The organism is Kribbella rubisoli, from assembly GCF_004217145.1.
Classification (GTDB): Bacteria; Actinomycetota; Actinomycetes; order Propionibacteriales; family Kribbellaceae; genus Kribbella; species Kribbella rubisoli.
Genome location: NZ_SHKR01000011.1, coordinates 937,654 through 961,714, shown reverse-complemented (window position 1 = coordinate 961,714; position 24,061 = coordinate 937,654). Strand labels below are relative to the sequence as shown.

Here is a 24,061-nt window from a genome sequence, read left to right as displayed (position 1 = left end):
AACGGGTCCACCGCACCGACTTGCGTGTAAGCGCCACAATGAGGTGTGACGCATTACGACTTGGTGATCATCGGGACAGGATCCGGCAACACGATCGTGAACCGTCGGTTCGCCGACCGGAAGGTCGCGATCGTTGAGCGCGGCACCTTCGGCGGCACCTGCCTCAACGTCGGCTGTATCCCGACCAAGATGTTCGTGCACGCCGCCGACGTCGCCGCGACCCCGTCGGAGAGCTCACGGTACGGCGTCGACGAGGAGCTGCTCGGCGTCCGCTGGCCCGACGTCCGGGACCGGATCTTCGGCCGGATCGACCCGATCGCGGCGGGCGGTTCGGAGTACCGGCACCACAACCCGGACAACGCCAACGTCACCGTGTACGACGGGACCGGCCGGTTCACCGGGTTCAAGGAGCTGACTGTCGACAACAAGGACGGGTCGACGAGCGTGTTCAGCGCCGACCAGTTCGTGCTCGCCACCGGCAGCCGGCCGATCGTGCCGCCGATCCCGGGCCTCGAGGAGACCGGGTTCCACACCTCGAACACGGTCATGCGGCTCGAGGAACTGCCGCGCCGGCTGGCGATCATCGGCAGCGGGTTCGTCGCGGCCGAGTTCGCGCACGTGTTCGCGTCGTTCGGGGTCGAGGTGACGATCGTGGCCCGCTCGAGCGTGCTGCTCCGGCACGAGGACGGCGAGCTCGCCACGGCGTACACGAAGATCGCCCAGGAGCTGTACGACGTACGCCTGAACCACGAGACCATCCGGGTTGAGCGACGCGACGACGGCTCGATCCTGGTCGGGATGCTGAACCCGGACGGGGCCGACGAGCTGATCGTCGACGAACTCCTGGTCGCGGTCGGCCGGGAGCCGAACTCGGACCTGCTGAACCTGGCCGCCACCGGTGTCGAGGTGGACGACGAGGCGCGCGTGGTCGTGGACGCGTACCAGCAGACCACCGTCGACGGCATCTACGCGCTCGGCGACGTGACCACGCCGCACCAGCTGAAGCACGTCGCGAACCACGAGGCGCGGGTGGTGAAGCACAACCTGCTGAACCCCGACGACCGGATCGAGTCCGACCACCGCTTCGTACCGCACGCGGTCTTCAGCGCGCCGCAGATCGCCTCCGTCGGCTTGACCGAGGAGGAGGCGAAGGAGCGCGGGATCCCCTATGTCAAAGCGGTTCAGCGGTACGCCGATATCGCGTACGGCTGGGCGATGGAGGACACGACCGGGTTCGCGAAGATCCTGGCCGACCCGAAGACCGGCCAGATCATCGGCGCGCACATCATGGGCCCGCAGGCGCCGACCGTGATCCAGCCGATCATCCAGGCGATGAGCTTCGAGCTGGACGCGTACGCGATGGCCCGGGGCCAGTACTGGATCCACCCCGCCATGCCCGAACTGATCGAGAACGCCCTACTGCAGCTCGATCTACACCCGGAAGGCTGAGATCACGTCGGCGACCGTGTCGAGCGTCTCGAGGTCGGGCAGGCTGATCATCACCTCGGCCACACCCGCCTCGGACAGCTCGCGGAACCGCCCGATCTGATCGTCCACCGTGCCCGCGTTCACCATCGCGGCGTACCGGGCCGGGTTCACGTTGCGCGGTCGCAGCTTCTGGACGAGCTGGTCGACCTCCTGAGAGTCCTTGCCCACGAGCGTTGTCGACAGATGCGTCAGCTCGACGGGTCTGTCCCCGAGGTGGGTTGCGGCCTTCCGTACTGCGGCGACGTCGCCGAACACATTCACGGCGTCGGCGTAGCGCGCGGCGAGCCTGAGGGTTCGCGGCCCACTCCCACCCACGAGCACTGGCAGGTGTTCCTGCAACGGTCGCGGGTAGCAGGTCGTGTCCGGTACGTCGAGAACCTTGCCGTGGAACGGTTTGTTGCCTGGTCCCCACAAAACCGGCAGCAACTGCAACGCGTCCTCGAGCAGGGCATACCGCTCACCCACCGGCGGGAACGACCACCCATAAGCCTTGTGCTCGGCCTCGAACCACGCGAGCCCGACCCCACACACCGCGCGCCCACCACTCAGTACGTCGAGCGTCGCCGCGATCTTCCCGAGATGCGCGACGTTCCGATACGTGATCCCTGAGACCAGCGTGCCGAGCCGCACACGCGTCGTACAGGCAGCCAGATACCCAAGCGTCGTCCAACTCTCCAGGAAGTCGTCCCAGGCCCGCCCCACCTGCGGAATCTGCCGGAAGTGATCCATGACGTAGATCGCATCAAACCCGACCGCCTCCGCCCGCGCGGCCACGTCCCGCACCCACGAAGCCATCCCCGCCCGACCACCTGGATGCGTGTAGCTGCTCAACTGCAAACCGAACCGCAGCCCGCTCGGCCTCTCCGCCTGCCGCACGGCCGCCGCGCCTGCCTCGACAAATGCCTCGGGAACCACTCGGACAGCCGTCGGTTGCAGAACTTGGTCGTACCCTTCGTCCGCCAGCTCCTTCTTGGTCGCCGCCCACGACTTCAGTTGCGAGGTCAGCACATCGGCCGGAATCCGCTTCGAGTCCCGCTCCCGATTCCGTCTCCGGCACTCCGCGGCCGGCGTGTCGAAACCCACGGCCACACAGGGCATTCCAGCTTCCCGCGCCAATCCGAGCCACGCCGCGCGTCGTTCTCTGTCCAGTCCCAGGGTGTCGATAACAGTCGTCAGCCGCCGCCCGATTCGTTGCCGCACCACGACATCCAGCAACGCGAATGCATCCGCACTGGCCGCAATATCGTCCTCACCGGCCCCGACCAACGCCCGCAACCGATCACTCGACACGATCAGGTCTGCCCCGAACCGCTCCGCCGCCCACGTCGACTTCCCCGAGGCGCCCGGCCCGACCAGGATCACCACGCACGGCGACGGCAGCTTCAACTCGTCCATTGCCGCAGTCTGACGCGACATCAGCCGAAGACGGAAGGCATCCGCCTCCGGAGCGTCGCGGCCAGGCTCGCAGCGAGCCCGACTGCGACAGGCGGTACGGCGAACGCGAGCGCGGGGCCACCGCGGTCGACCAATGTCCCGCCGAGCGCGGATCCGAGCGCCGTACCGATCGCCAGGCCGGTCGACTGCCAGGCGAACGCCTCGGTGCGGCAATCGGCCGGCGTCGCGCGGCTGATCAACAGGTATCCGGACATGGCCAGCGGCGTAGCCAGCAGGCCGGTCGCCGTCAGCGTGACTGCCAGCCCGATCAGGCCGGCCGGGGACTCGATAGCGGCGAAGATCGACAGGGGCACCAGCCCACACCCGAACCACACCATCAGCCGGACGTAGTCTCTCGATCCATCGAGCATGCCCCCGATCAGTCCACCGAGGGTCAGTGTCGCTTGGACGATTCCGGCCGTCGTCGGTGCGCCGGCCCGTGCTGCCGAGGCAACGAGCGCGATCGGCAGAACGCCGTACGTCAGACTCTGCAGCAAGGTGCTCGCAGTCAGGATCCGGACCGCGGCTATCCGCAAGGCGCCGTGGCGCAAACGCTCGTGTGGACGGGGGCGGCGCGGACCAGCTGCCAGGACGAAACCAAAGGTGCCTCCGGCAACCAATATGGCGGCTGTGAGCGCGGCGACGGGGGGCCCGGCGAGTGCGATCAGTCCGGTCGCCAGCAGGGGCCCGAAGAGGAAGAAGCTCTGCTGCAGCAGGGATTCCATCGCGTACGCCGCCGGGAGTTGGTCTTCGCTGACCATCTCCGCCCACAAGGCTTTCACGGCTCCGGAGATCGGTGGTACGCCGAGACCGGCCAGGACAGCCAGTGCGCCGAGGACTGCGGGAGTCCTCGTGCTGACGAGACCGATCGTGGCCGCCACGTGGACTACGGCGATCGGGATCAGCACCCGGGCGTACCCGAATCGATCAACCAGGCGACCTTGCCAGGGAGCGGTCGCCGCGTCGCCGAGTGCGAAGAGCGCGGTCACCGTGCCGGCGAGCGCGTACGACCCGGTCCGCTGCGTCACCAGCAGCACCAGCGTCAGCGGCATGATGCCTTTCGGCATCCGGGCCAGCAGCGAACTCACGGCCAGGGACTTGATCCGGGGCAGCGCAAGGACGGAACGAAAGTCGGCGGGACGACGGAACACGGACATCACCTCGGGCGTTCGACGGCACGGTCAAGTGCGCCGACGTCGCCCTACCAGGCTTTTGCCCCTTCAGATGCCCACCGTCGCGGTGGGTCGTGGCGCTCGGACCAGCCCGCCCGCGGGCGGCGGAACCCTAGCCACGTCCTGTCGATCGACCCCCAAATTAACACGCGGTCCGCACCTCGGACCGCCTAATCTCGGGGGATGCGATTGTTCGTGGCCGTGGTGCCACCCATCGAAGTTGTGGAGGATCTGAACGAGTTCGTCGAGCCGCGGCGGGAGCATCCGGATGACGACATCCGGTGGGCCTCGGACCAGCACTGGCACATCACGCTGGCGTTCCTCGGCGACGTACCGGACTGGAAGACCGAGGAGCTCGAGGAGCGGCTCGAATCGGCTGCACAACGGCAGAAGCCGTTCGAGTTGCAGCTCACCGGCGCGGGCGCGTTCCCCGGCGTACCGGACGCACGGGTGCTGTACGCCGGAGTGCGCGACGACACCGAATCGCTCAAGCATTTGTCGACGACCACGCGAGCGGCGGCGAGTCGCGCCGGCGTTGCCGTCGAGGGCCGGAAGTTCACCCCGCATGTCACGTTGGCCAGGTTGCGGCGGCCGATCGACGTGACCAGGTGGGTCAGGGTTTTCGACACGTACGACGGTCCGGTCTGGACCGCGGGCAGCCTGCGTCTGATCGAATCCCGGCTCGGTGAGGGTCCGGGGCACAGTGCGGCGTACGACACAGTAGGCGAATGGGATTTCTTAGGTTAACCTCAGCAAGGTTAGCCGTACCTAACGCTGGGAAAGACTTCCGTCATGCTCGCGAATTATCTGATCGGACTCCGTGAAGGACTCGAGGCTTCGCTGGTTGTCAGCATCCTCGCCACGTTCCTGGTCAAGTCAGGGCATCGCGATCGACTGAAACTGGTGTGGATCGGTGTCGCCTCGGCGCTCGGCGTCGCGGCGGTCGCCTGGGGCCTGCTCCAGTTCGTCACCGCGCTGACCGCAAAGTCGTTCACCACCCAGGAGACCGTCGGCGGGGTGATGTCGATCGTCGCGGTCGGCTTCGTCACCTGGATGATCTTCTGGATGCGCAAGGCGTCCCGCAGCATCGCCAAGGAACTGCGCGAGCGGATGGGGCAGGCCCTCGAGGTCGGCTCCCGCGCCGTCGTCATCCTCGCGTTCCTGGCGGTGTTCCGGGAGAGCATCGAGACCGCGTTCATCGTGTACGCGTCGGCCGCCACCGCGACCACCGCCGTACCGCTGATCGGCGTCCTGCTCGGCCTGGGGACCTCGGTCCTGCTCGGCGTCGCGATCTACAAGGGCGCGGTCAAGATCAACCTGGCCGTGTTCTTCAAGTGGACCGGCGCGGTGCTGATCCTGGTCGCGGCCGGCATCTTCGCGTACGGGTTCCACGACCTGCAGGAGGCCGGCATCCTGCCGGGCATCCAGCATCTGGCCTTCGACATCTCGCACGTGATCCCGCCGGACAGCTGGTACGGCGTACTGCTCAAGGGCATCTTCAACTTCAACCCGACCCCGACCGTGCTCGAGGCAACCGCGTGGGTCGTCTATCTGGTCCCGGTGCTGGTGCTCTACTTCCGTCCGGTGAAGAGCTCCACGCCGCCGCCCGTACCGGTGGCCAAGACCGCCGGCGAAGCGGCCTGATCCACCACCTCACATCCCCGCTCAGGAGAACCATGTCCACCTCATTGCCCCGTCGGGCCGCCATCCTCGGCGTCGTCATCAGTATCGGCGCGCTGACCGCGTGCGCGAAGGACGAGCCCGCAGCCAAGGACGACGGCACCGGTCCGGTGACGGTCAAGGCGTCCGACTCGGGTTGTGACCTCAGCCGCCGCGACGTGAAGTCCGGCACCAGCACGTTCTCGGTCGCCAACGGCGGCAGCAAGATCACCGAGTTCTACGTGTACGCCGAGGGCGACCGGGTGATGGGCGAGGTCGAGAACATCGGCCCGGGCCTGAAGCGGGACCTGATCGTCGAGCTGCCGACCGGCAAGTACCAGGCGGTCTGCAAACCGGGCATGGTCGGCGACGGGATCCGCGGCGACCTGACCGTGACCGGAGACGCGCCCGCTCAGGTCGACACCGACACCGAGCTGAAGCAGGCGACGTCGAGCTACCAGCGGTACGTGAACTCGCAGGCGATCGCGCTGGAGCAGAAGACCACCGAGTTCGTGACCGCGGTGAAGGCCGGTGATGTCGCGAAGGCGAAGGCGCTGTTCCCGGTGTCGCGGACGTACTGGGAGCGGATCGAGCCGGTCGCGGAGTCCTTCGGTGACCTGGACCCGAAGATCGACGCCCGCGTCAACGATGTGGAGCCGGGCACCGAGTGGACCGGGTACCACCGGATCGAGCAGGCGCTCTGGGTCTCCAACAGCACCAAGGGCATGGACAAGTACGCCGACCAGTTGCTGACCGACGTGAAGACGGTGGTCGCGAAGGCCAAGGTCGTGAAACTGACTCCGCTGCAGCTGGCGAACGGCGCGAAGGAACTGCTCGACGAGGTCGCGACCGGCAAGGTCACCGGCGAGGAGGACCGCTACTCACACACCGACCTGTGGGACTTCCAGGCAAACGTCGAGGGGTCGCAGGCCGCGATCCAGGCGCTCCGTCCGGCACTGCAGTCCCGCGACGCGGCACTGGTCGCGCAGCTGGACACGAACTTCAAAGCGGTGTTCGCGTCGCTGGACAAGTACCGCGACGGCGACGGCTTCAAGCCGTACACGGCAAGCGAGGCAGAGAAGAAGGCCCTCGGCGCCGTAGTCGACGGCCTGGCCGAACCCGTCAGCCAGGTCGCCGGAGTGATCGCAAAGAAATGACCGAGCGCAAAGGAATCTCGAGGCGCGGCCTGTTCGGGGCCGCGGGTGCAGCGGTCGCGACCGGGGTTGCCGGGTACGCCGCACACTCAGCTCTGGCCAGCGAACCCTCGCAGGCGGCTGATAACACCGGGCCGGTTGAGTTTCATGGGCCGCATCAGGCGGGGATTACGACGCCGGCGCAGGATCGGCTGCACTTCGCCGCGTTTGATGTGACGACGACGAGCCGGGACGAGCTGATCGGGCTGCTGAAGGAATGGACCGCCGCGGCCGCGCTGCTGACGGCCGGTCGCGACATCGGGCAGTACGGCGCGGTGAACGGACCGGACGAAGCACCGCCCGAGGACACTGGCGAGGCGGTCGGGCTGCCGCCGGCGCGGTTGACGATCACCGTCGGGTTCGGACCGAGCCTGTTCGACAAGCGGTTCGGGCTCGCCGCGAAACGCCCGAAGGCACTCGTCGACCTGCCGCACTTCATCGGCGACGACCTCGACCCGACCCGCTCGTACGGCGACATCGCCGTACAGGCCTGCTCCGACGACCCGCAGGTCGCAGTACACGCGATCCGCAACCTGGCACGGATCGGCTTCGGACGCGTCGCCGTACGGTATTCGCAGCTCGGCTTCGGCCGTACGTCGTCGACGTCGCGGGCGCAGTCGACGCCGCGGAACCTGTTCGGCTTCAAGGACGGCACCAACAACCTCAAGCTCGAAGACGCCGACAAGCTCGAGCAGCAGCTGTGGGTGCAGCCCGAGGACGGCCCGGACTGGATGGTCGGCGGCTCGTACCTGGTCTCGCGCCGGATCCGGATGAACATCGAGATCTGGGACCGTACGTCGCTCGGCGAACAGGAAGGCATCATCGGCCGCGGCAAGGGCACGGGTGCTCCGCTGGGCAAGTCCGACGAGTTCGACACGCTCGACTTCAACGCCAAGCAGGCCGACGGCCAGCCGAAGATCCCCGCCGACTCACACGTCCGCCTGGCCCACCCCACCTTCAACAAGGGCGCCGAACTACTCCGCCGCGGCTACAACTTCGTCGACGGCTCCGACGGCCTAGGTCGCCTCGACGCGGGCCTCTTCTTCCTCGCCTACCAACGCGACCCCCGCAAACAGTTCATCCCCATCCAGAACCAGCTCGCCAAGAGCGACACGATGAACGAGTACATCCACCACGTAGGCTCCGGCATCTTCGCCTGCCCCCCAGGCGTAACCCCCGGCGGCCACTGGGGTGAAAAACTCTTCACCTGACCTCATGACTGAACGTCTGAGGGGTCAACCCCTCAGCTGGTCGGTTGCACCGCGAGAATCCGGGTCCGCAACCGGCAAGCCAAGGGGTTGACCCCTCAGATGGTCGCGTGGGTGGGGGTGTTCGTGTTGGGGCTACTTGACCGCGCCGGCGGTTACGCCGGCTACGAAGTGGCGTTGGGCGAGGAGGAAGCCGATCACCACGGGGACGCTGACTACCAGGGCCGCGGCCATGATCTGGTTCCAGTAGATGTTGGTTTGGGTGGAGTACTGGCGTAGGCCGACCGACAGGGTGCGGTTGGCCTCGGTTGTCATGACGGACGCGAACAGGACCTCGCCCCAGGCGGTCATGAACGAGTAGATCGCAACTGCGATCACACCGGGCCGGGCTGCCGGGAGTACGACGCGCCACAGTGCGCCCATCGGCCCGCAGCCGTCCACCAGTGCCGCTTCGTCCAGCTCGCGCGGGATGCTGTCGAAGTACCCGGCGAGCATCCAGATCGAGAACGGCAGGCTGAACGTCAGGTACGTGATGATCAACCCGAGCCGCGTCCCGACCAGCTGCAGCCCGAACGAGTTGTTGATGTTCACGAAGATCAGGAACAACGGCAGCAGGAACAGCACGCCCGGGAACATTTGCGTCGACAGTACGGTCGTGGTGAACGCCGTCCGCCCGCGGAAACGGAACCGCGACACCGCGAACGCGGCCAGGATCGCGATCGCCACCGAGAACACCGTCGCCGACACGGAGACGATCGTGCTGTTCACGAAGTACCGGGCCAGCGGCACCGTCTTCCACATGTCCACGAACGGCGCCAGCGTCAGGTTCGACGGCCACCAACTGAAGGCGCCCTGCACGTCCTTCAGCGGTTTGAGCGACGACGTGATCATCACGTACAGCGGGACGAGCACGAACAGGCCGAGCACGGTCAGCACGACACCGCGGTAGATCTTGAACCCCTGGGTCTCACGCACGACGCGACCTCCTTCCGGTGACGAGCAGGTAGGCGCCGGTGACGATCATCAGGAAGATCAGCAGCAGGACGGACATCGCCGCACCGGTGCCGAAGTTCCAGGTCAGGAACGACGCGTTGTAGATGTGGAACGTGATCAGGTCACCGGCCGGCGGCTGCGCCGTACCGAACAGCACGTACGGCGTGTTGAAGTCGCTGAACGTCCATAGGAACAGGACGAGTACGAGCACGAGGTTGACCGGCCGCAGCGACGGCAGCGTGATGTTGCGCCACTGCCGGAGGTTGCCCGCGCCGTCCACCGACGCGGCCTCGTACAGATCGCCGGGGATGCTCTGCAGGCCGGCCATCAGCGTGAGGAACGCGAACGTCCACAGCTTCCAGGTCGCGACGACGATCAGCGAGACCAGCGCGTTGCTGCCGATCAGCCAGAACGTCCGGCCGTCGCTGAGGTGCAACTGGTTCAGCACGTGGTTCACGGCACCGGTGTCACGCTGGAGCATGAAGTTCCAGGTCAGGATCCCGGCGTACGCCGGCAACGCGTAGGGCACCAGGAAGAACGTCCGGATGATGCCGCGCCCGCGGAACGGCGGCTGCAGCGCGACCGCCGCGGCCATCCCGAGCACCCACGACAACGCGACCGTGATCAGCGAGAAGGCGACGGTGACGCCGAACGACTTCAGCAGGCCCTCACCGACCGCGTTGTTGAAGTCCAGCGCGACCTTGTAGTTGTTGAGCCCGGCGCTCGGAGCCGCGGACCAGTTCGCGATGAAGAACTTGGTCAGCTTGATGAAGCTCATCCAGATGCCGACCACCATCGGGATGATGTGGATCAGCAGTTCGGCCAGCACGGCCGGCGCCAGCAGCAGATACGGCAGCCAACGGTTCAGGCCGGGGCGGTGTTCGGGGCCGCGTTTGGTCTTCTTCTTCGCAGGCTTCGCGGCGGCCGGCGTCGCTTCCTGTGTGGCGACGGACATCGACTGGTCGCCTCCTGTCTGTCGGATCGGTCGTGGGGGCTGACGCGGGCAGTGGCCCGGACGAGTAGTCCGGGCCACTGAGCGCGGGTCAGCTACCTGCGGCCACCTGATCCTGGGCGGTCTTCAGGGCCGCCTTCACATCGTCGGCCGTGACCGTGCCACCGGTGGCGATCTTGGCGAACATCGAGTTCATCGCCTTGCCGACGGTGCTCTCGAACTGGTCCTCGGCCGGCACCAGCGGCAGCGGCTTGGACTTGGTGTTGTAGACGTCCTGGAACGTCGCCGCCTCGGCCGCGTCGGTGGTGAAGACCGGCTTGGCGTCCTTCAGTACCGGCAGCGAGGAGAACGGCTTGCCCAGCGTCGTCTGCGTGGCCTCGTCCGTCATGTACTTGACGAACTTCAGCGCCGCATCCTTGTGCTTGGTGTTCTTGAACACCGACAGGTTGATACCGGCCACGTGGCTGGCGACCTGCTCGGCGCCGGACGGAGCCGGGAACGGTACGACGCCGTACTCGCCGGCCTTCATGCCGTTGGCAACGATCGAGGAGTCGGCGTTGTTCTGGTTGATGACCATCGCGACCTTCTTGGTGGCGAAGTCGTTGACCGACTTGGTGCCGTTGTCGTACTGCGCGTTCGACGGGTTCGCGACCTTGTCCTTCTGCATCAGGTCGAGGTACCGCAGGACGCCCTGCACGTTGCCGTCACCGGTGAACGTCGGCTTGCCGTCGGCGTCGAACCAGTCGGCCTTGTTCTGCGCCGCGTTGATGAACGCGAAGTGCACGTTCTCGGTGTAGCTGCCGGCCGCGAGCGCCATACCCCACTGCTTCTTGGCGGGAACGGTCAGCTTCTGCGCGTCGGTGACCATCTCTTCCCAGGTCTTCGGCGGCTGCAGGCCGGCCGCGGCGAACATCGCCTTGTTGTAGTACAGGCCGTAGGCCAGACCGTAGAGCGGGACCGAGGTCGGGTCGGTGCCCTCCTTGCCGCCGGTCGCCAGAGCCGTCGGCACGAACTTGTCCTTCCCGCCGATCGCGCCCATCGCGTCGCCGTCGAACGGCAGGAACGCGTCGGTCGCCTGCAGCGAGGCCGCCCAGGTGTTGCCGATGTTGACCACGTCCGGCGCCTGGCCGGAGGTGATCGCGGTCTGGATCCGCGTCTGCAGATCGTTCCAGCCGATCACCTCGAGGTTGACCTTGATGCCGGTGTCCTGGGTGAACTTCTGCAGGACCGGGGTCAGCACCTCCTTGTCGTTGTCCAGGCTGGTGCCCTGGTTGCTGGCCCAGTAGGTCAGCGTCTGGTCACCACCCGAACCGCCGCCGGAGGAGTCGTTCTTGTCCCCACCACCACACGCGGCGAGGCTGATTCCCATGGCGGTCGCCGCCACCGCGGCTACTAACGAACGCAGTCTCACGTCGGACTCCCTCGTCCCGTCGAGCCTCCACAGAGCTGCGAAGGCGGATCGGCCCCATACTGACCTAACCGGTTAAGTTTCGAAACCCTAACCGGTTCAGTTCCGGGGTCTTCGTTACGACCTCGTGACTGATCCAACCTCTCGCGAGGCAACGGTAAGCGCAATCCAACACTCTTCGAATCCGAATGAATTCACAGAGTCTTGAAAGTGGTCAGAAAGGCGCCGGACCGCTGGAATCCCGGACCCGGAGCTCGCCGGCCGGCGCTTCCTCGTGTTTTTCGCCCTCGACGGTGACGATTCGGAGCAGGAGATCGGCGGCTGCCCGCCCGCGTTCCATCGTCTTCTGGTCGACCGCGGTGATACCGGGCCGGGCGAGTTCGCACAGCGGCGAGTCGTCCCAGGCGAGGATCGAGACCTCGGCCGGTACCGCCGTACCGAGATCCATCGCGACCCGCAGGGCCGCGACCGCCATCAGGTCGTTCCCGAGCACGATCGCGGTCGGCGGATTCGGATCGGCCAGCAGCTGACGGGTCAGCTCGGCGCCGTCGTCGTAGCGGTAGCTGCCTTCGATCTGCCGTACGGCGACCCCGCGCCGCTCGGCCTGCTCCTGCAGGATCTGCACCCGCAACCGCTCGTGGACGAACGTGAACGGCCCGCTGATATGCGCGATGTCCCGATGCCCGAGCTCGACCAGATGGTCGAGCAGCAGCCCGACCGTCTCCTCCGGTGAGCTGATCAACCGCCCGACCGAGTCGTCCGGCGCGTTCGAGCTCACCACCACACACGGAACCCCGAGCTCCTTCAGCAGCGGGATCCTGGGGTCGTCGTCGTGCTCGTCGAACAGGATGAACCCGTCGACCCGTCCCTGCCGCGACCACCGCCGCAGTACGTCGAGATCCTCGCCGTGCTCGCCCGTGAGCCGCAGCAGCAGCGACGAATCGACCTCGTTCAGGTACTGCTCGATGCCGACCAGCGTGCGCATGTAGAACGCTTCGGTGGAGATCAGCGCCGGGTCGCGGGCGATCACGATCCCGATCGTCCGGGTCCGGCTTGCCGACAGTGCGACCGCGGCGGAGTTCGGGTGGAAGCCCAGCTCCTCGGCCAGATCGAGCACCCGCTGCCGGGTCTCCTCGCTGACTCCGGCCCGTCCGTTCAGCGCGTACGAGACCGACGCCTTCGAGATGTGCAGCCGGCGCGCGAGATCGCTGATCGTGACCCGATGACTGCGGCGCGTGCTCCCCTGTGGGCCGTCGTCGCCGACGTCATCGCCGTCGGTCACTGATCCGCTCGTCGTCATCGCCTGGCTCCCCGCACAGACGGGAGATTAGCAGCGGCATTTCGGGGCTGGCGGGCTCGCGGTGTTTTGGATAGCGTTTTCCCATGCTGCCGAATGAGCCGTTGCGACTCGATTTCCTGCCGTGGGAGTACAAGCGAACGGCCTCCGAGGCCGAACGCGATCGCCAGGCCGAACGGCAGGCGCGCCTGGGCGGGTCGGTCCGGCTCTCCGAGGATGTGTACGTCGCGGAGTCGGCTGCTGTGTACTGCGACGAACTGACGATGGGGGAGCGTTCGTACATCGCGGCACACGCCTATGTCACCGGAAGCATCACGCTCGGATCCGACTCCACGATCAACCCGTTCTCCGCGGTCCGCGGCAAGGTGATGATCGGCGACGGCGTTCGGATCGGCGCCCACACGTCGCTGCTCGCGTTCAACCACGGCACGGCTCCCGGCCAGCCGATCTTCAAGCAACCTCACACCGCCCTCGGCATCACGATCGGCGACGACGTCTGGATCGGTTCCAACGTGACGATCCTCGACGGCGTCACCGTCGGCCCACACACCATCATCGGCGCCGGCGCGGTCGTCACCAAGAACATCCCGGCCAACTCGGTCGCCGCCGGCAACCCCGCCCGCGTCCTCCGCTCGCGAACAGGATCCTCCTCCATGTCAGGTGACCTCCGGGCCCAGTTGACCGCCTTCGCCGCCAAGGCGCGTTCGCAGGTGGACGACGTACTCGCTCGCTGCTGGGACGGCGAGCGTTTCGTCGACCGTCCGGACCTCGGTCATGAGCCGGCGGTGCGGCCGTGGTGCGACGCCATCGAGATCGCCGACCTGCTGGTACGCCGTACTCCGCTCGGGCACACCCGTGACGACCTGGTCCGTCGGCTGCGTCACCGGCAGGACCCGAAGACCGGACTGGTCGCACCGGGAGACCTCTCCGACTCCGGGCTGGACCTTCCGGACGACACCAAACTCTCTGTCCTGGAAGGCCCGGCCGGCTACCACGTGCTGTGTGTCGGCTACGCGCTCCAGGTCCTCGGCAGCAGCTTCGAGCACCCGATCGACACCGCGTTCACCTTCGCCGACCTGGACAATTTGCCCTGGGCAAGGAGGTCCTGGTCGGCCGGGTCCGGTATCGACCATCTCGGCACCGCGATCGCCCGGAATCTCCGTGACCACGACGAATCCGGGCCGCTCGAGGCCCTGACGGGGTGGCTCGTCACGCGGGTCGATCCGACGACCGGTGCTTGGGGCCACCAACATCCCGACGACGGCTGGCTGCAGGTCGTGAACGGTTTCTACCGCCTCACCCGCGGGACCTACGCCCAGTTCGGCCTCCCGCTCCCGTATCCCGAACAAGCGGTCGCGACTGTCCTTGCCCACAGCAACGACCGACGCATGTTCACCGGCGACAACTACAACTCGTGCAACATCCTCGACGTCATCCACCCGTTGTGGCTGGCCGGCAAACAGACGACGTACGGCGAGCAGGACGCCCGCCGCTGGGCCGAGGAACAACTGCGCGCGATCCTCCCGCGCTGGGTAGACGGCGCCGGCTTCGCCTTCGCCCCCGACGGCACCGACGACCGCGCAATCCCCGGCCTCCAAGGCACTGAGATGTGGCTAGCCATCATCTGGCTGCTATCCGACTACCTCGGCCTCTCCGACGCCCTCGGCTACCGCCCCCGCGGCGTCCACCGCCCCGAACCCCTCATCGCCCTCCACTACCCACTGGGGTGAACGAGCCGGACGGGGGTCCACTAACCTGAGCAAGTGGACCCCCGGACCCGTCGACTCGTCACCTCTATCGTGCTGGCAGCGCTTATCGCGATCGTCGTGATCGCAGCGTTCATCCGGTGACGGTCGCGGAACCCAGGACGACGTACGGCTGGTTGGACAGGTCGGCGGCCAGACCGGGGTAGAGCGCCTGCCCGCCGGACCGGTGTTGCACTCTGAAGAAGTACATCAGCGGGTACGTCGACGCCGTGTACTCACCTTCGATCGTGCCGGACAACGTCTGACCGGACAGCTTCATCGGGACCTGCTGCCAGGGCTTTGACTGGTCCACGTGCCGGTAGTGCAGTGTTGCGCCGGTCACGTCCGGATCCACGACCTCGAGCGACAGCGTGACCGGTTTGCCCCGGTCGAAGCTCTCCGGCACCTGGTGGTCGATGCCGGTGGTGGCCGGCCGGGCCGGTGCTTGAGCCAGCTGAGTGGCCTGCTGCGCGCCGGTCGCCTCCTGCAGTTCCTCTGCGAGGGCTGCGAGGTCGGCGTCCATGTCCGGAATCCGATCCGCCCAGTGACCGTGTTCGGAGGTCTCGACACCGAACCGCAGGTCGCGCTGGTAGACGCCGTCGACGATGGCCGGGATCTCGGCGTACGCGTCCCTCGCCGACTGGTAGACCTTGACCGCGGACTCCAGTGCACTGGCTTGCTTGGTCGACCGGTAGATCGAGTAGTCGACCGCGGCGCGGAACTTGCCGGCGAAGAACCGGCCCATCCTGACCAGGATCTCCAGATCGATCAGGACCCGGCGGACCTGCGCGTCCGACTCGTCCGCGGTCTGACGAGCGCGGTCGAGAGCCTGCTGTCCGTCGTCGACCAGTCGCTCGATCCAGGCGGCCACCTCGAGCGGCGTGTACTTCGCCGACACCTCGCCGCTCGCGAGCGCCGCGACGTACTCGTCGATGGCGTAGAACGTCGTCGGGTCGAACGGGCTCACACCGCCCCAGTTCGCGGGCGGGTCGGTGTCGCCGGCGTAGTGGGGCGACTCGACGCGCGACGAGATCGGGAGGTTGAGGTACACCTCGGGCCAGTAGCCATTGTTCGATCCGCCGACGCCGTGGACCACGGTCACCAGCGGGAGGATCCGACTGAGTGGGCTTAGAGCGTCCTCCACGTGCGCCGCGGCCTCGCCGTACGTCGAGCGCAGGTGACGACGCCACGTCTCGGGCTCGGCGTCGGGGTTGTAGAGGAGTCGACCCCACAACAGATAGCCGTAGCGGTACTTGGTCCACTCCCGGTTGTCAGACAACCTGAGGTCTTCGCGGATGTACGGATCGCGCCCGCCGACCTCGCCGCTGCCCTTGCGACCCTTGAAGAACAGTGGTTCGCACAGGTCGACGCCACGGGATCCGCCGAAGGTCGACAGCCGCCCGTACCCGGCCGCGATCGCGGGATCGCCCCACGCCAGCAGCTTCTGGGTTCCCGGCCAGACCCGGAACATCAGGTCGACGTTCCGGTCCTCGTTCAGGAAGTCGCCGTACCCGTAGCGGGTGAACCGGCGGGAGAACTCGGTGATGCCCTTCATCTCGTGGCCGGCCGGGACGGGCTTCGCCGTCTCCTTGGCCCGGATGGAGGCCTGGTGGTACGGCAGGCCGACATGCTCGGCCCAGTACTTCGCCGACAGCACCGGGGACAGGTTCGGCAGGTCGACGGCGTCGAGCAGAGCCTGGTCGACGCCCTTGGCGTGCATGTCGATCTCGAGCGGCCGGCCGACCGAGTTCGCGCCTTCGAAGACGGCTCGCCAGAAGATCTCGTGCTTGTCGTCGGGGATGCCGCCCTCGTAATGCACCCGGAAGGTCAGCCCGTCGATGTCGGGACATTCCTCGAGCAGCTTGGCGATACCGGCCTTGCAGTACTCCGCATGGGTCTCCGGACCGATCCCGGTGATCGGGTACCGGTGCACCGAGTCGCGGCCGTAGTCGTACGCGTGGTTCCACAGACCGAGCTGGAACTTCAGCCCGCGCCGTTTGCTCTCTGCAGCGATGAAGCGCAGCGTGTCGAGGTTGCGCTTCTGCTCGTCCGCGCCGACCCCTTCAGCCTGTACGTCGTACCCGTCCACGTCGAACAGGAACGGGTAGGCGAAGCACAGGTAGTTGTCGGTCGCGCCGTGGCGATCGGCGCCGTAGTTGTACTGCATGCCGAGGGCGAGGTGGAACCGGTTGAACCGGGACGCGGCCAGCCAGGTCAGGTACTCGGTCCAGAACCGCTGGTCGTGGAACCAGGGTGTGTCCTCGTCCACGCTGGAGAACGACCGCACCACACCCCTCACCGGTACGGCGGGCTGCTCGGCGAACGGCGTCGTACCAGCGAGATCTTCGCCCGCGGCGACCCGGTCCGCGAGTTCGAGCACTCCGCAGCGCAGCCCGATCTCGTCGTTGCTAACGACAACGAGCTCGCCGTCGACACGGAGTACGGCGTACGACTCGGGCACGTCCGCGAGGTCCGGGGCGGGGACCTCGTCGGGGGTGGCCAGCCGGACCGGCGGGTCCGTGGCCGTGATCCCCTTCTCTGCGAGGGCTTGGACGAGCTGCTCCATCGCCCAGGTGGCGGTGCTGCCGGTGGTGACGGGGTTCTGCTCGTTCATAGGGCTCCAATCATTTGCCGTCGAGGGTCTTGCCGGCGTCGGCCATGAACTTCGGCACGGCCTGCTTGATCGAGATCTTGTTGAAGGCGATGTCCTGGCTGACCTTGAGCAGGAGGTCGCCGACGGCGGTCGACGCGGCCGGGCTGGCCTGCGGCGGCGCGGCGGAGTTCTTCAGCGCCAGGTCGGTGTAGGCCAGCACCTGCTTCTCGCTCGCCGAGAGGTCACTGCCCTTCAGCAGGACATCGCGGCCCGCCGACGAGGCCGGCGGTCCGCTGATCAGCCGTAAGGTCTTCGCGGCCTCCGCGCCGTTGGCGAACCAGTTGATGAACGCGGCGGCGTCGTCCGAACGCTGACTCTTGGCGTTGAGCGACAGGAAGCTGCTCGGCGCCGGGAAGGTCCCGCAGTTGCCGTCCTTGGCGTTCCGCGGTGGCAGCGTGATGTCGATGGTGTTCTTGGTCAGATCCTGGAAACCGCCCTTGAGGTTGGGCGTCTGGATGTGCGCGAGCGCCGCCTGCTTCTTGACCAGCGGGCTGTTGGGCCAGTCGCCGTACTTGGACTGCGCGGCGATATCGGCGGGGATCGTGCCGCCGGTCGCACGCAGCGCGGCCCAGTACTCGAACCACTCGGTCAGTGCGGCGTCGGTGAACGCGAGCGTGTTGTCCTTGTACAGGTCCTGACCTTTGCCGCGCAGGAAGATCTGCAACGACGCCGTGTCCCCGCTGGGGTCCTCCGCGCCGTAGATCTTCTTGCCGGACTTCAGCCGGATCTGGTTGGCCAGCGCTGCGAAGTCGGCCCAGGTCCAGGTCTCGTTCGGGTGCTCCAGGCCGAGCTGGTCGAGCACGGTCACGTCGTACCCCATGCTGTAGGTGCTCATCGCGACCGGGATGCCGAACTGCTCGCCTTTCAGCTGCCCCTGGACGAGCAGGTTGTGGTCGATCGGCTTGGTGTCGATGGGGTCCGGGGTGTACTTGTCCAGGGACTGCAGTGCCCCGGCCGCGCCGTACTGCCCGATCCGCGGGGCGTCGATGTTGATGACATCGGGCGCGTTGCCGCCGGCCATCTGGGTGGCGAGTTTGTCCCAGTACTCCGCGGTCGCGGTGCCCTCGAAGACCATCTTCACGTTCTGATGGCTCGAGGTGTACTGGTCGGCGAGCTTGCTGCGCAGGCCGAGCTTGGTCGGGTCCCCGTAGCTCGAGAAGCGGACCGAGTTCTTCGCCTCCTTGGCCGCGGGGTCGAGGTTGCAGGCGGCCAGCAGAGGTGCGAGTACGCCGGCCGCGAGTCCGGCCTGCAGGAAGCGCCGCCGGTCGAGTTGTGTGGTCATGACAGGGGTCCTTTCGGGCTAGCCCTTCAGGCCGGTCGTGGCGATGCCCTCGACGATCCGGCGCTGGGCGAGAAGGAAGACGATGAAGGTCGGCACCAGCGACAGCACCGACATGGCCAGCAGTTGCCCGTACGACGAGTCGCCGGTCGCGTCGACGAATCGCCGCAACGCGACCGGCACGGTCTCGCTGCTGGGGTAGGACAGGTAGATCAGCTGGGAGAAGAAGTCGTTGTACGTCCAGATGAAGGTGAAGATCATGGTGGTGATCAGCACCGGTCCGGTCAGCGGCAGGATGATCCGGCTGAAGATGCGGACCTTGCCGCAGCCGTCGATCATCGCGGCCTCGTCCAGTGTCCGCGGGATCGTGCGGATGAACTGGACCATCAAGAAGATGAAGAACGCGTCGGTGGCCAGGAACTTCGGCACCACCAGCGGGAGATAGGTGTTCACCCAGCCGAGGTGGAAGAACAGCACGTACTGCGGGATCAGCAGCGCGTGCGCCGGCAACATGATCGAGCCGAGCATGATCGCGAAGAACACCTTCTTGCCGCGGAACTCCAGCCGGGCGAACGCGTACGCCGTGAGCGTGCAGGCGATCACGTTGCCGGCCACCGCGAGCACCGCGATCAGCATCGAGTTGATGTAGAACCGGGTGAAGGTGGGATCGGTCGCGGTCCAGCCGGCGATGTAGCTACGCAGGTTGAGCGAGCTCGGGAACGGGTTGAGCTGCGAGAAGATGTCGGACTCGTCCTTGAAGGAGCCGCCGACCATCCACAGCAGCGGATAGACCATCACCAGGGTGCCGGCGATCAGCGCGAGATGGGTCAGCCATCTGCGGGTGCGCCGCCGGGCTTCGGGAGCGTGCTGGAGTGTCGTCATCAGCGGTCCTCGTAGTAGACCCAGCGGCGGGCGAGCCCGAAGTTGATCAGCGTGAAGATCGCGATGATCAGCAGCAGCACCCACGCCATCGCGGAGGCGTAGCCCATGTTCAGGTTCGTGAAACCCTGCTGGTACAGGTAAAGCGTGTAGAACAACGTGGAATCCGACGGGCCTCCGCTGCCGCCGCTCACGACGTACGCCGGGGTGAAGGCCTGGAACGCCTGGATGATCTGCAGCACCACGTTGAAGAAGATGATCGGCGTCAGCAGCGGCACGGTGACCGACCAGAACCGGCGCCAGGCGTTCGCGCCGTCGACCGAGGCGGCGTCGTACAGCTCCTGCGGTATCTGTTTGAGGCCGGCCAGGAAGATCACCATCGGCGAGCCGAACTGCCAGATGTTCAGCAGCACCAGCGTGTAGAGAGCCGTGTCGGGGTTGGAGATCCAGCTGCGGCCGCCGACGCCGAAGAACGCGAGGAAGGCGTTCAGGACGCCGTCGTCGTCGAACAGCTGGCCCCAGATCACCGCGATCGCGACGCTGCCGCCGAGTAGCGAGGGGATGTAGTAGATCGAGCGGTACAAGGCCATCCCGCGCATCGGGCGGTTCAGCATCACGGCGACCGCGAGTGCGAATCCCAGCTGCAGCGGGACGGTGAGGGCGACGTAGATGAAGGTGACCTTCAACGACTGCAGGTAGCGCGGGTCGTCGGTGAACATCTTCACGTAGTTGCCGAAGCCGTTCCAGTGCGGTGACTGCAGCAGGTTGAACTTGGTGAACGACAGGTACAGCGATCCCAGCAGGGGTGCGGCTGTCAGCAGGAGCAGTCCTGTGAACCAGGGGAGCAGGAAGAGGTACGCGACCCGGTCCGTGCGCCGGCCGGGTCTGGGACGCGGTGCCGGGGGAGGGACCTCAGCTGTCGGTTCACGGCCTGCCGGAGCCGAGATCTCGGTGCTCGTGCTCATGGTGGCCTCCTCTCAGGAGTCCTTCTTCACCGATGTAGAAGCTGGCCGGAAAATCGGCCGAAGCCTTCGGATCACAGCTCTGGAAGGTCTTCGGCCGGTTAGGGGGCGGGGGCGGGCGGGTATCACTTAGTGGAAGTGATATTCCGCTACGCGAGAGATTAAGCCGCCGGTGGACGAAGCGCAATAGCGAAGTGGATTCGTATTCACACGTCTCAAACGCTCTGCGGCTGTGCTGGGTCCGGGGCCCGGGTAACGTCCCGCCAATGACGAACAGCACCGCCGCGCGGTCGTCGTACCTGATGCGGGCCGGACTGGTCCGCAATGTGCGGTCCGGGGAACACCTGACGACGTTCGTGGTGTCGGGGGTGGCGACGGTCCTGGTGACCCGGCTGATCCTCAGCCTGAGCGGCTACCCGCAGATCGGCGGCAAGGGTCTGCACATCGCGCACGTGCTGCCCGGCGGCCTGCTGATGCTGATCGCGATCTCACTACTGCTCGGGTACGTCGGACCCGTCGTCCGGCCGGCCGCGGCGACGGTCGGCGGGATCGGCTTCGGGCTGTTCATCGACGAGGTGGGGAAGTTCGTCACCTCGGACAACAACTACTTCTACAAGCCGACCGCGGCGATCGTGTACGTCGTCTTCGTGCTGATCATTCTCGGATTCCGGTTCCTCACCACGCGGCGGCCGATCGACCCGCGGGAGGAGCTGGCCAACGTCATCGACCACGCTGTCGAGGGCGTCGCCGGGGGGCTGTCGCGGCGTCGCCGTGCGGAAGCGTCAGAGCTGCTGCGCGCGGTGCCCCTGCAGGTGCAGGGGCGGCAGGAGACCAGGGACTTGCTGGCCGCGTGCCCGGCCGACGAGGTCGAGTTGGCTGCTCCGGTCGATGCGGGGTGGCAGGCGCTGCAGCGCGGGTTCGAGCGACTCGCCACGCACCCGAAGGCGCCGCGGATGGCTGTCGCCGTACTGGCGCTGCAGGTGGTTGGGGCGCTGCTCATCGCGATTGTCGTCGGCGATGGGCTGAATCACCTTCCAGTGTTGGGTGTTACGGCCGGAAGCTTGCTGTCGGCAATGTTCACGGTACGGGGTGCGCTGGCGTTGCGGAAGGGCAATCGGGCCCGGGCGGTGCGGTTGTTCGAGCTGGCTGTCCTGGTGTCGTTGCTGATGACACAGGTCTTCCAGTTCGCTGCGACGCAGTTCGCGGCCGCGGGTGGAATGTTGCTGGACCTGGTGATGCTTGGCCTGCTGCGGGCGGAGCGCGACCGGATGCGGCGCGAGGTGGAGAGCACCACGAAGGCTAAGGTGCTGCGACTGCCACCCGATCCGGATCAGCCGCCGTTTCCTGAGGACCCGTCGGATCCTGTGTAGCCTTCCAGCTCTCGTGCCGGCCGATCAGCACCGGCGACATGGTGGCAATCAGGTAGATGGCGCCTCCGGCAAGCACTGCGGGCGCGAAGCCGATGCCTGCGATGGCCAGTCCGGCGACTACACCACCGAGCGGTACGCCTGTCCAGCAGGCCGCGTTCGACAGCGAGTTGACTCGGCCGAGCAGGTGGCTGGGGATCCGTTCGACGCGGATCGCGCCGAGCACGGGGTTGATGAAGCCGGCGCCGATGCCGCCCACGGCGTACACCGCCATGAGGGCCCAGATCGGTGCGCCTGCTGCCAGGGCAATGAAGCGCGGTGCTCCGGCGATGAGGAAGGCCACCGTGAAGACCAGCTTGCGAGGGATCCGGTCGCCGATTGCCGAAGCCAGTAAGGCGAATGCGGTGGCGGTCACTCCGAACGCAGTGAGGATCAGACTGGTGTGTCCGGGGCCGTAGCCATGCGTCTTGATCCAGACCGGTAGCAGGACCGTGCTGGTCGCGGCGTCGAGCAGGTTGGTCACGGCGATCATGGTGACCAGCGGAAGCAGCAGCTTGTCGGTGCGGAGGAAGTGCCAGCCCTCGAGGAGCCGCTGTCCGTAGCCCTGTTCAGCTTCGGTGGTGGTCGGCTGCTTGGTGGGCTTGGGGATCCAGCGGGTGATCAGTAGGGCGCATACGCCGAACGATGCGGCGTCGATCCAGAGTGCGTTGACCGCTCCGACGAGGGTGATGAGTCCACCGGCCAGTGCGTACGCGAAGAAGCCGGCCAGGCGTTCCGTCGTGCTCTCCAGGCCAGTCACTCGTTCCAGCGGAACCCTTGCCGCGCGGGCGATGTCCGGGATGAGGGTCTCCTTCGCGGAGTCACCCGGTCCCCGGCAGGCGCCGGCGATCGCAACCAGTACGAGAAGCGTTGGGAAGTGCAGCAGGCCCAGCGTGTGGAGGAGTGGGACGAGGCCTACTACCGCAGTACTTGCGGTGTCCGCGACGACGCTGATGCGGCGTGCTCCGACCTTGTCGATCAGTGGGCCGCCGGCGACCTTGACGAGGACCAGCGGCGTCATCTCCGCCATGGCTACCAGACCGGTCTTCACCGGCGACCCGGTGGTGATCAGCACGAACCAGGGGATCGCGATGGCGCTCACCCTGGTGCCGCAGACCGACACCACGTTCGCCACCAGGAACGCGATCAGCGGCGCGCGGTTTCCTTTGTCGCTCATCTGCCTCACCCCTATGCCCTGCTACCGCGTCTCGCGCGGGAAGGCCTGGATCTGAACCGTCACCTGCTCGGCGCCCTCCGGCAGAGGAGCGGTCAGGTCCGGCGTCTTGTACTTCTCCAGCACCGCCATGACCTCGTGCATCATCGCGTCGAGCTGGTCGGCCCGCAGGTGGAAGAAGTAGTCGGACAGCACGCTGGCGTCACGCCAGTCCTCGGGCATCGTCTGCATCGCGTCGATGTAGCTGAAGATGTTCTCGGCGTACGTCTGGCCGACGCCGTGCAGGAAGCCCAGCGCCAGCTCAGGCTCCTGCTCGAGCAGCTCGGCCTTGTTGAACTCGGTGCCTTGGTGCGCGGACTTCCACCAACGGTCGCGTGCATTGCCACGGCTGTCGTCCTCGACCACCAGGCCGGCGTCGGCCAGTTGGCGGAGGTGGTAGCTGGTCGCGCCGGTGTTCACGCCGAGCCGGCCGGCCAGGGTGGTGGCGGTCTGCGGGCCGTACACCCGCAGCAGGCCGACGATCCGGTTGCGCATCGGGTGGGCCAGGGCGCGCACCAGGTGGCGGTCCAGCCGGACTGTGCGGGGCGGCTCGGGGTTGGTCTCGTCGCTCATGGTGTTGAGCATAGGACTGCAAAGACTCTTTGCAAAGAGATTTTGCAAAGAAGTTGTGCGGTTGGTTGTCCACAGGTTGCGGATCGGGCGCTCCGGCGGGGTCGGATCGCGGCATCTTCTCTGTCGACCACGCATCCACCGTGAATGGAGAGAACCAGCAATGATGCGCGTGATGCTCGAGGACGCCGACTACTGCGACGTCCCCGCCGACCTGATGACGTTCGACGACGGGGCGGTGGTGTTCTGGCGCGAGGGCGAGGAGGTCGGCCGCCACCGCCAGGCCCGGATCCGCTCCCTCGAACTGCTCAACCCGCGTTCGATGACCCGCAAGATCGAGCAGGCCCGCAAGAACCACCCGAAGGCCTTCACCCAGTGGTCTCCCGAGGACGAGCAGACCCTGATCGAGATGTTCCACAACGGCGCCACCAAGGACGACCTGGTCACCACCCTCGGCCGCCAGGAAGGCGGAATCGCCACCCGCCTCCGCTCCCTAGGCCTCCTCACCGACGACCAGAAGCTCGAATAGACGCCACCCGCAAGACCAGCA

The 24,061-nt window shown here is 66.7% G+C and carries 20 protein-coding genes; 8 read left to right on the top strand and 12 right to left on the bottom strand.

What is annotated here, in order from left to right; translation table 11 throughout:
- Window positions 1-45: 45 nt before the first annotated feature.
- A complete protein-coding gene (locus EV645_RS07425) occupies window positions 46-1,449 on the top strand; it encodes a mycothione reductase (protein WP_130441040.1) in 1,404 nt (467 codons plus the stop codon).
- Here EV645_RS07425 and EV645_RS07420 read toward each other — a convergent pair.
- Both EV645_RS07420 and EV645_RS07415 read right to left on the bottom strand, forming a co-directional pair.
- Window positions 1,432-2,883: an LLM class flavin-dependent oxidoreductase gene (locus EV645_RS07420; protein WP_130441038.1), complete on the bottom strand. Its 1,452-nt coding sequence runs from the start codon at window positions 2,881-2,883 to the stop codon at window positions 1,432-1,434. The genes EV645_RS07425 and EV645_RS07420 overlap by 18 nt on opposite strands.
- Window positions 2,884-2,903: 20 nt before the next feature.
- On the bottom strand, window positions 2,904-4,073 hold the full coding sequence (locus EV645_RS07415) for an MFS transporter (protein ID WP_157997022.1): 1,170 nt from the start codon (window positions 4,071-4,073) through the stop codon (window positions 2,904-2,906).
- Between the two features lie 204 nt (window positions 4,074-4,277).
- On the opposite strand from EV645_RS07415, the gene thpR reads away from it, so the two are divergent.
- Genes thpR through efeB form a run of 4 tightly spaced genes read left to right on the top strand, consistent with a single transcriptional unit; the run spans window position 4,278 to window position 8,157 of the window.
- Window positions 4,278-4,841: an RNA 2',3'-cyclic phosphodiesterase gene (gene thpR / locus EV645_RS07410; RefSeq protein WP_130441034.1), complete on the top strand. Its 564-nt coding sequence runs from the start codon at window positions 4,278-4,280 to the stop codon at window positions 4,839-4,841.
- Window positions 4,842-4,886: 45 nt separating this feature from the next.
- Complete coding sequence (gene efeU, locus EV645_RS07405) at window positions 4,887-5,738, top strand: iron uptake transporter permease EfeU (RefSeq protein WP_130441032.1); 852 nt, start codon at window positions 4,887-4,889, stop codon at window positions 5,736-5,738.
- 32 nt (window positions 5,739-5,770) lie between these two features.
- A complete protein-coding gene (efeO, locus tag EV645_RS07400; RefSeq protein ID WP_130441030.1) occupies window positions 5,771-6,910 on the top strand; it encodes an iron uptake system protein EfeO in 1,140 nt (379 codons plus the stop codon).
- Window positions 6,907-8,157, top strand: coding sequence for an iron uptake transporter deferrochelatase/peroxidase subunit (gene efeB / locus EV645_RS07395; protein ID WP_130441028.1), 1,251 nt, complete (start codon window positions 6,907-6,909; stop codon window positions 8,155-8,157). The genes efeO and efeB overlap by 4 nt, the downstream gene beginning before the upstream one ends.
- Window positions 8,158-8,289: 132 nt before the next feature.
- Here efeB and EV645_RS07390 read toward each other — a convergent pair whose 3' ends face one another.
- From EV645_RS07390 to EV645_RS07375, 4 genes are all read right to left on the bottom strand, one after another.
- The gene (locus EV645_RS07390; protein ID WP_130441026.1) at window positions 8,290-9,129 is read right to left on the bottom strand and encodes a carbohydrate ABC transporter permease; all 840 of its coding nucleotides are present in this window, start codon (window positions 9,127-9,129) and stop codon (window positions 8,290-8,292) included.
- Window positions 9,122-10,102 (bottom strand): carbohydrate ABC transporter permease, encoded by a 981-nt coding sequence (locus EV645_RS07385; RefSeq protein ID WP_130441024.1) that lies wholly within the window; start codon window positions 10,100-10,102, stop codon window positions 9,122-9,124. Before EV645_RS07385 ends, EV645_RS07390 begins: the two co-directional genes overlap by 8 nt.
- An 88-nt stretch (window positions 10,103-10,190) precedes the next feature.
- Window positions 10,191-11,510 (bottom strand): ABC transporter substrate-binding protein, encoded by a 1,320-nt coding sequence (locus tag EV645_RS07380; RefSeq protein ID WP_198681505.1) that lies wholly within the window; start codon window positions 11,508-11,510, stop codon window positions 10,191-10,193.
- Window positions 11,511-11,721: 211 nt separating this feature from the next.
- Window positions 11,722-12,807, bottom strand: coding sequence for a LacI family DNA-binding transcriptional regulator (locus tag EV645_RS07375; RefSeq protein WP_130441022.1), 1,086 nt, complete (start codon window positions 12,805-12,807; stop codon window positions 11,722-11,724).
- A gap of 83 nt (window positions 12,808-12,890) precedes the next feature.
- Between EV645_RS07375 and EV645_RS07370 the strand changes: the two genes are divergently transcribed.
- Window positions 12,891-14,534 (top strand): acyltransferase, encoded by a 1,644-nt coding sequence (locus tag EV645_RS07370; RefSeq protein WP_130441020.1) that lies wholly within the window; start codon window positions 12,891-12,893, stop codon window positions 14,532-14,534.
- Window positions 14,535-14,643: 109 nt separating this feature from the next.
- Here EV645_RS07370 and EV645_RS07365 read toward each other — a convergent pair whose 3' ends face one another.
- Genes EV645_RS07365 through EV645_RS07350 form a run of 4 tightly spaced genes read right to left on the bottom strand, consistent with a single transcriptional unit; the run spans window position 14,644 to window position 20,325 of the window.
- Window positions 14,644-17,163, bottom strand: a complete 2,520-nt coding sequence (locus EV645_RS07365; protein WP_130441018.1) for a hypothetical protein — start codon at window positions 17,161-17,163, stop codon at window positions 14,644-14,646.
- A gap of 10 nt (window positions 17,164-17,173) precedes the next feature.
- A complete protein-coding gene (locus EV645_RS07360; RefSeq protein WP_130441016.1) occupies window positions 17,174-18,484 on the bottom strand; it encodes an ABC transporter substrate-binding protein in 1,311 nt (436 codons plus the stop codon).
- Between the two features lie 18 nt (window positions 18,485-18,502).
- Window positions 18,503-19,363 carry a carbohydrate ABC transporter permease gene (locus EV645_RS07355; protein WP_130441014.1) on the bottom strand — a complete coding sequence of 287 codons (861 nt, stop codon included), beginning with the start codon at window positions 19,361-19,363 and terminating at the stop codon, window positions 18,503-18,505.
- On the bottom strand, window positions 19,363-20,325 hold the full coding sequence (locus EV645_RS07350) for a carbohydrate ABC transporter permease (RefSeq protein ID WP_130441012.1): 963 nt from the start codon (window positions 20,323-20,325) through the stop codon (window positions 19,363-19,365). The genes EV645_RS07355 and EV645_RS07350 overlap by 1 nt, the downstream gene beginning before the upstream one ends.
- Before the next feature lie 263 nt (window positions 20,326-20,588).
- Between EV645_RS07350 and EV645_RS07345 the strand changes: the two genes are divergently transcribed.
- The gene (locus EV645_RS07345; protein WP_242000261.1) at window positions 20,589-21,692 is read left to right on the top strand and encodes a hypothetical protein; all 1,104 of its coding nucleotides are present in this window, start codon (window positions 20,589-20,591) and stop codon (window positions 21,690-21,692) included.
- On the opposite strand, the gene EV645_RS07340 is transcribed toward EV645_RS07345, so the two are convergent.
- Complete coding sequence (locus EV645_RS07340) at window positions 21,622-22,905, bottom strand: MFS transporter (RefSeq protein WP_130441010.1); 1,284 nt, start codon at window positions 22,903-22,905, stop codon at window positions 21,622-21,624. The two genes, EV645_RS07345 and EV645_RS07340, sit on opposite strands and share 71 nt — an antisense overlap.
- A 21-nt stretch (window positions 22,906-22,926) precedes the next feature.
- Window positions 22,927-23,514 carry a helix-turn-helix domain-containing protein gene (locus EV645_RS07335; protein WP_130441008.1) on the bottom strand — a complete coding sequence of 196 codons (588 nt, stop codon included), beginning with the start codon at window positions 23,512-23,514 and terminating at the stop codon, window positions 22,927-22,929.
- 160 nt (window positions 23,515-23,674) lie between these two features.
- Between EV645_RS07335 and EV645_RS07330 the strand changes: the two genes are divergently transcribed.
- Window positions 23,675-24,040 carry a hypothetical protein gene (locus tag EV645_RS07330; protein ID WP_130441006.1) on the top strand — a complete coding sequence of 122 codons (366 nt, stop codon included), beginning with the start codon at window positions 23,675-23,677 and terminating at the stop codon, window positions 24,038-24,040.
- Window positions 24,041-24,061 lie beyond the last annotated feature (21 nt).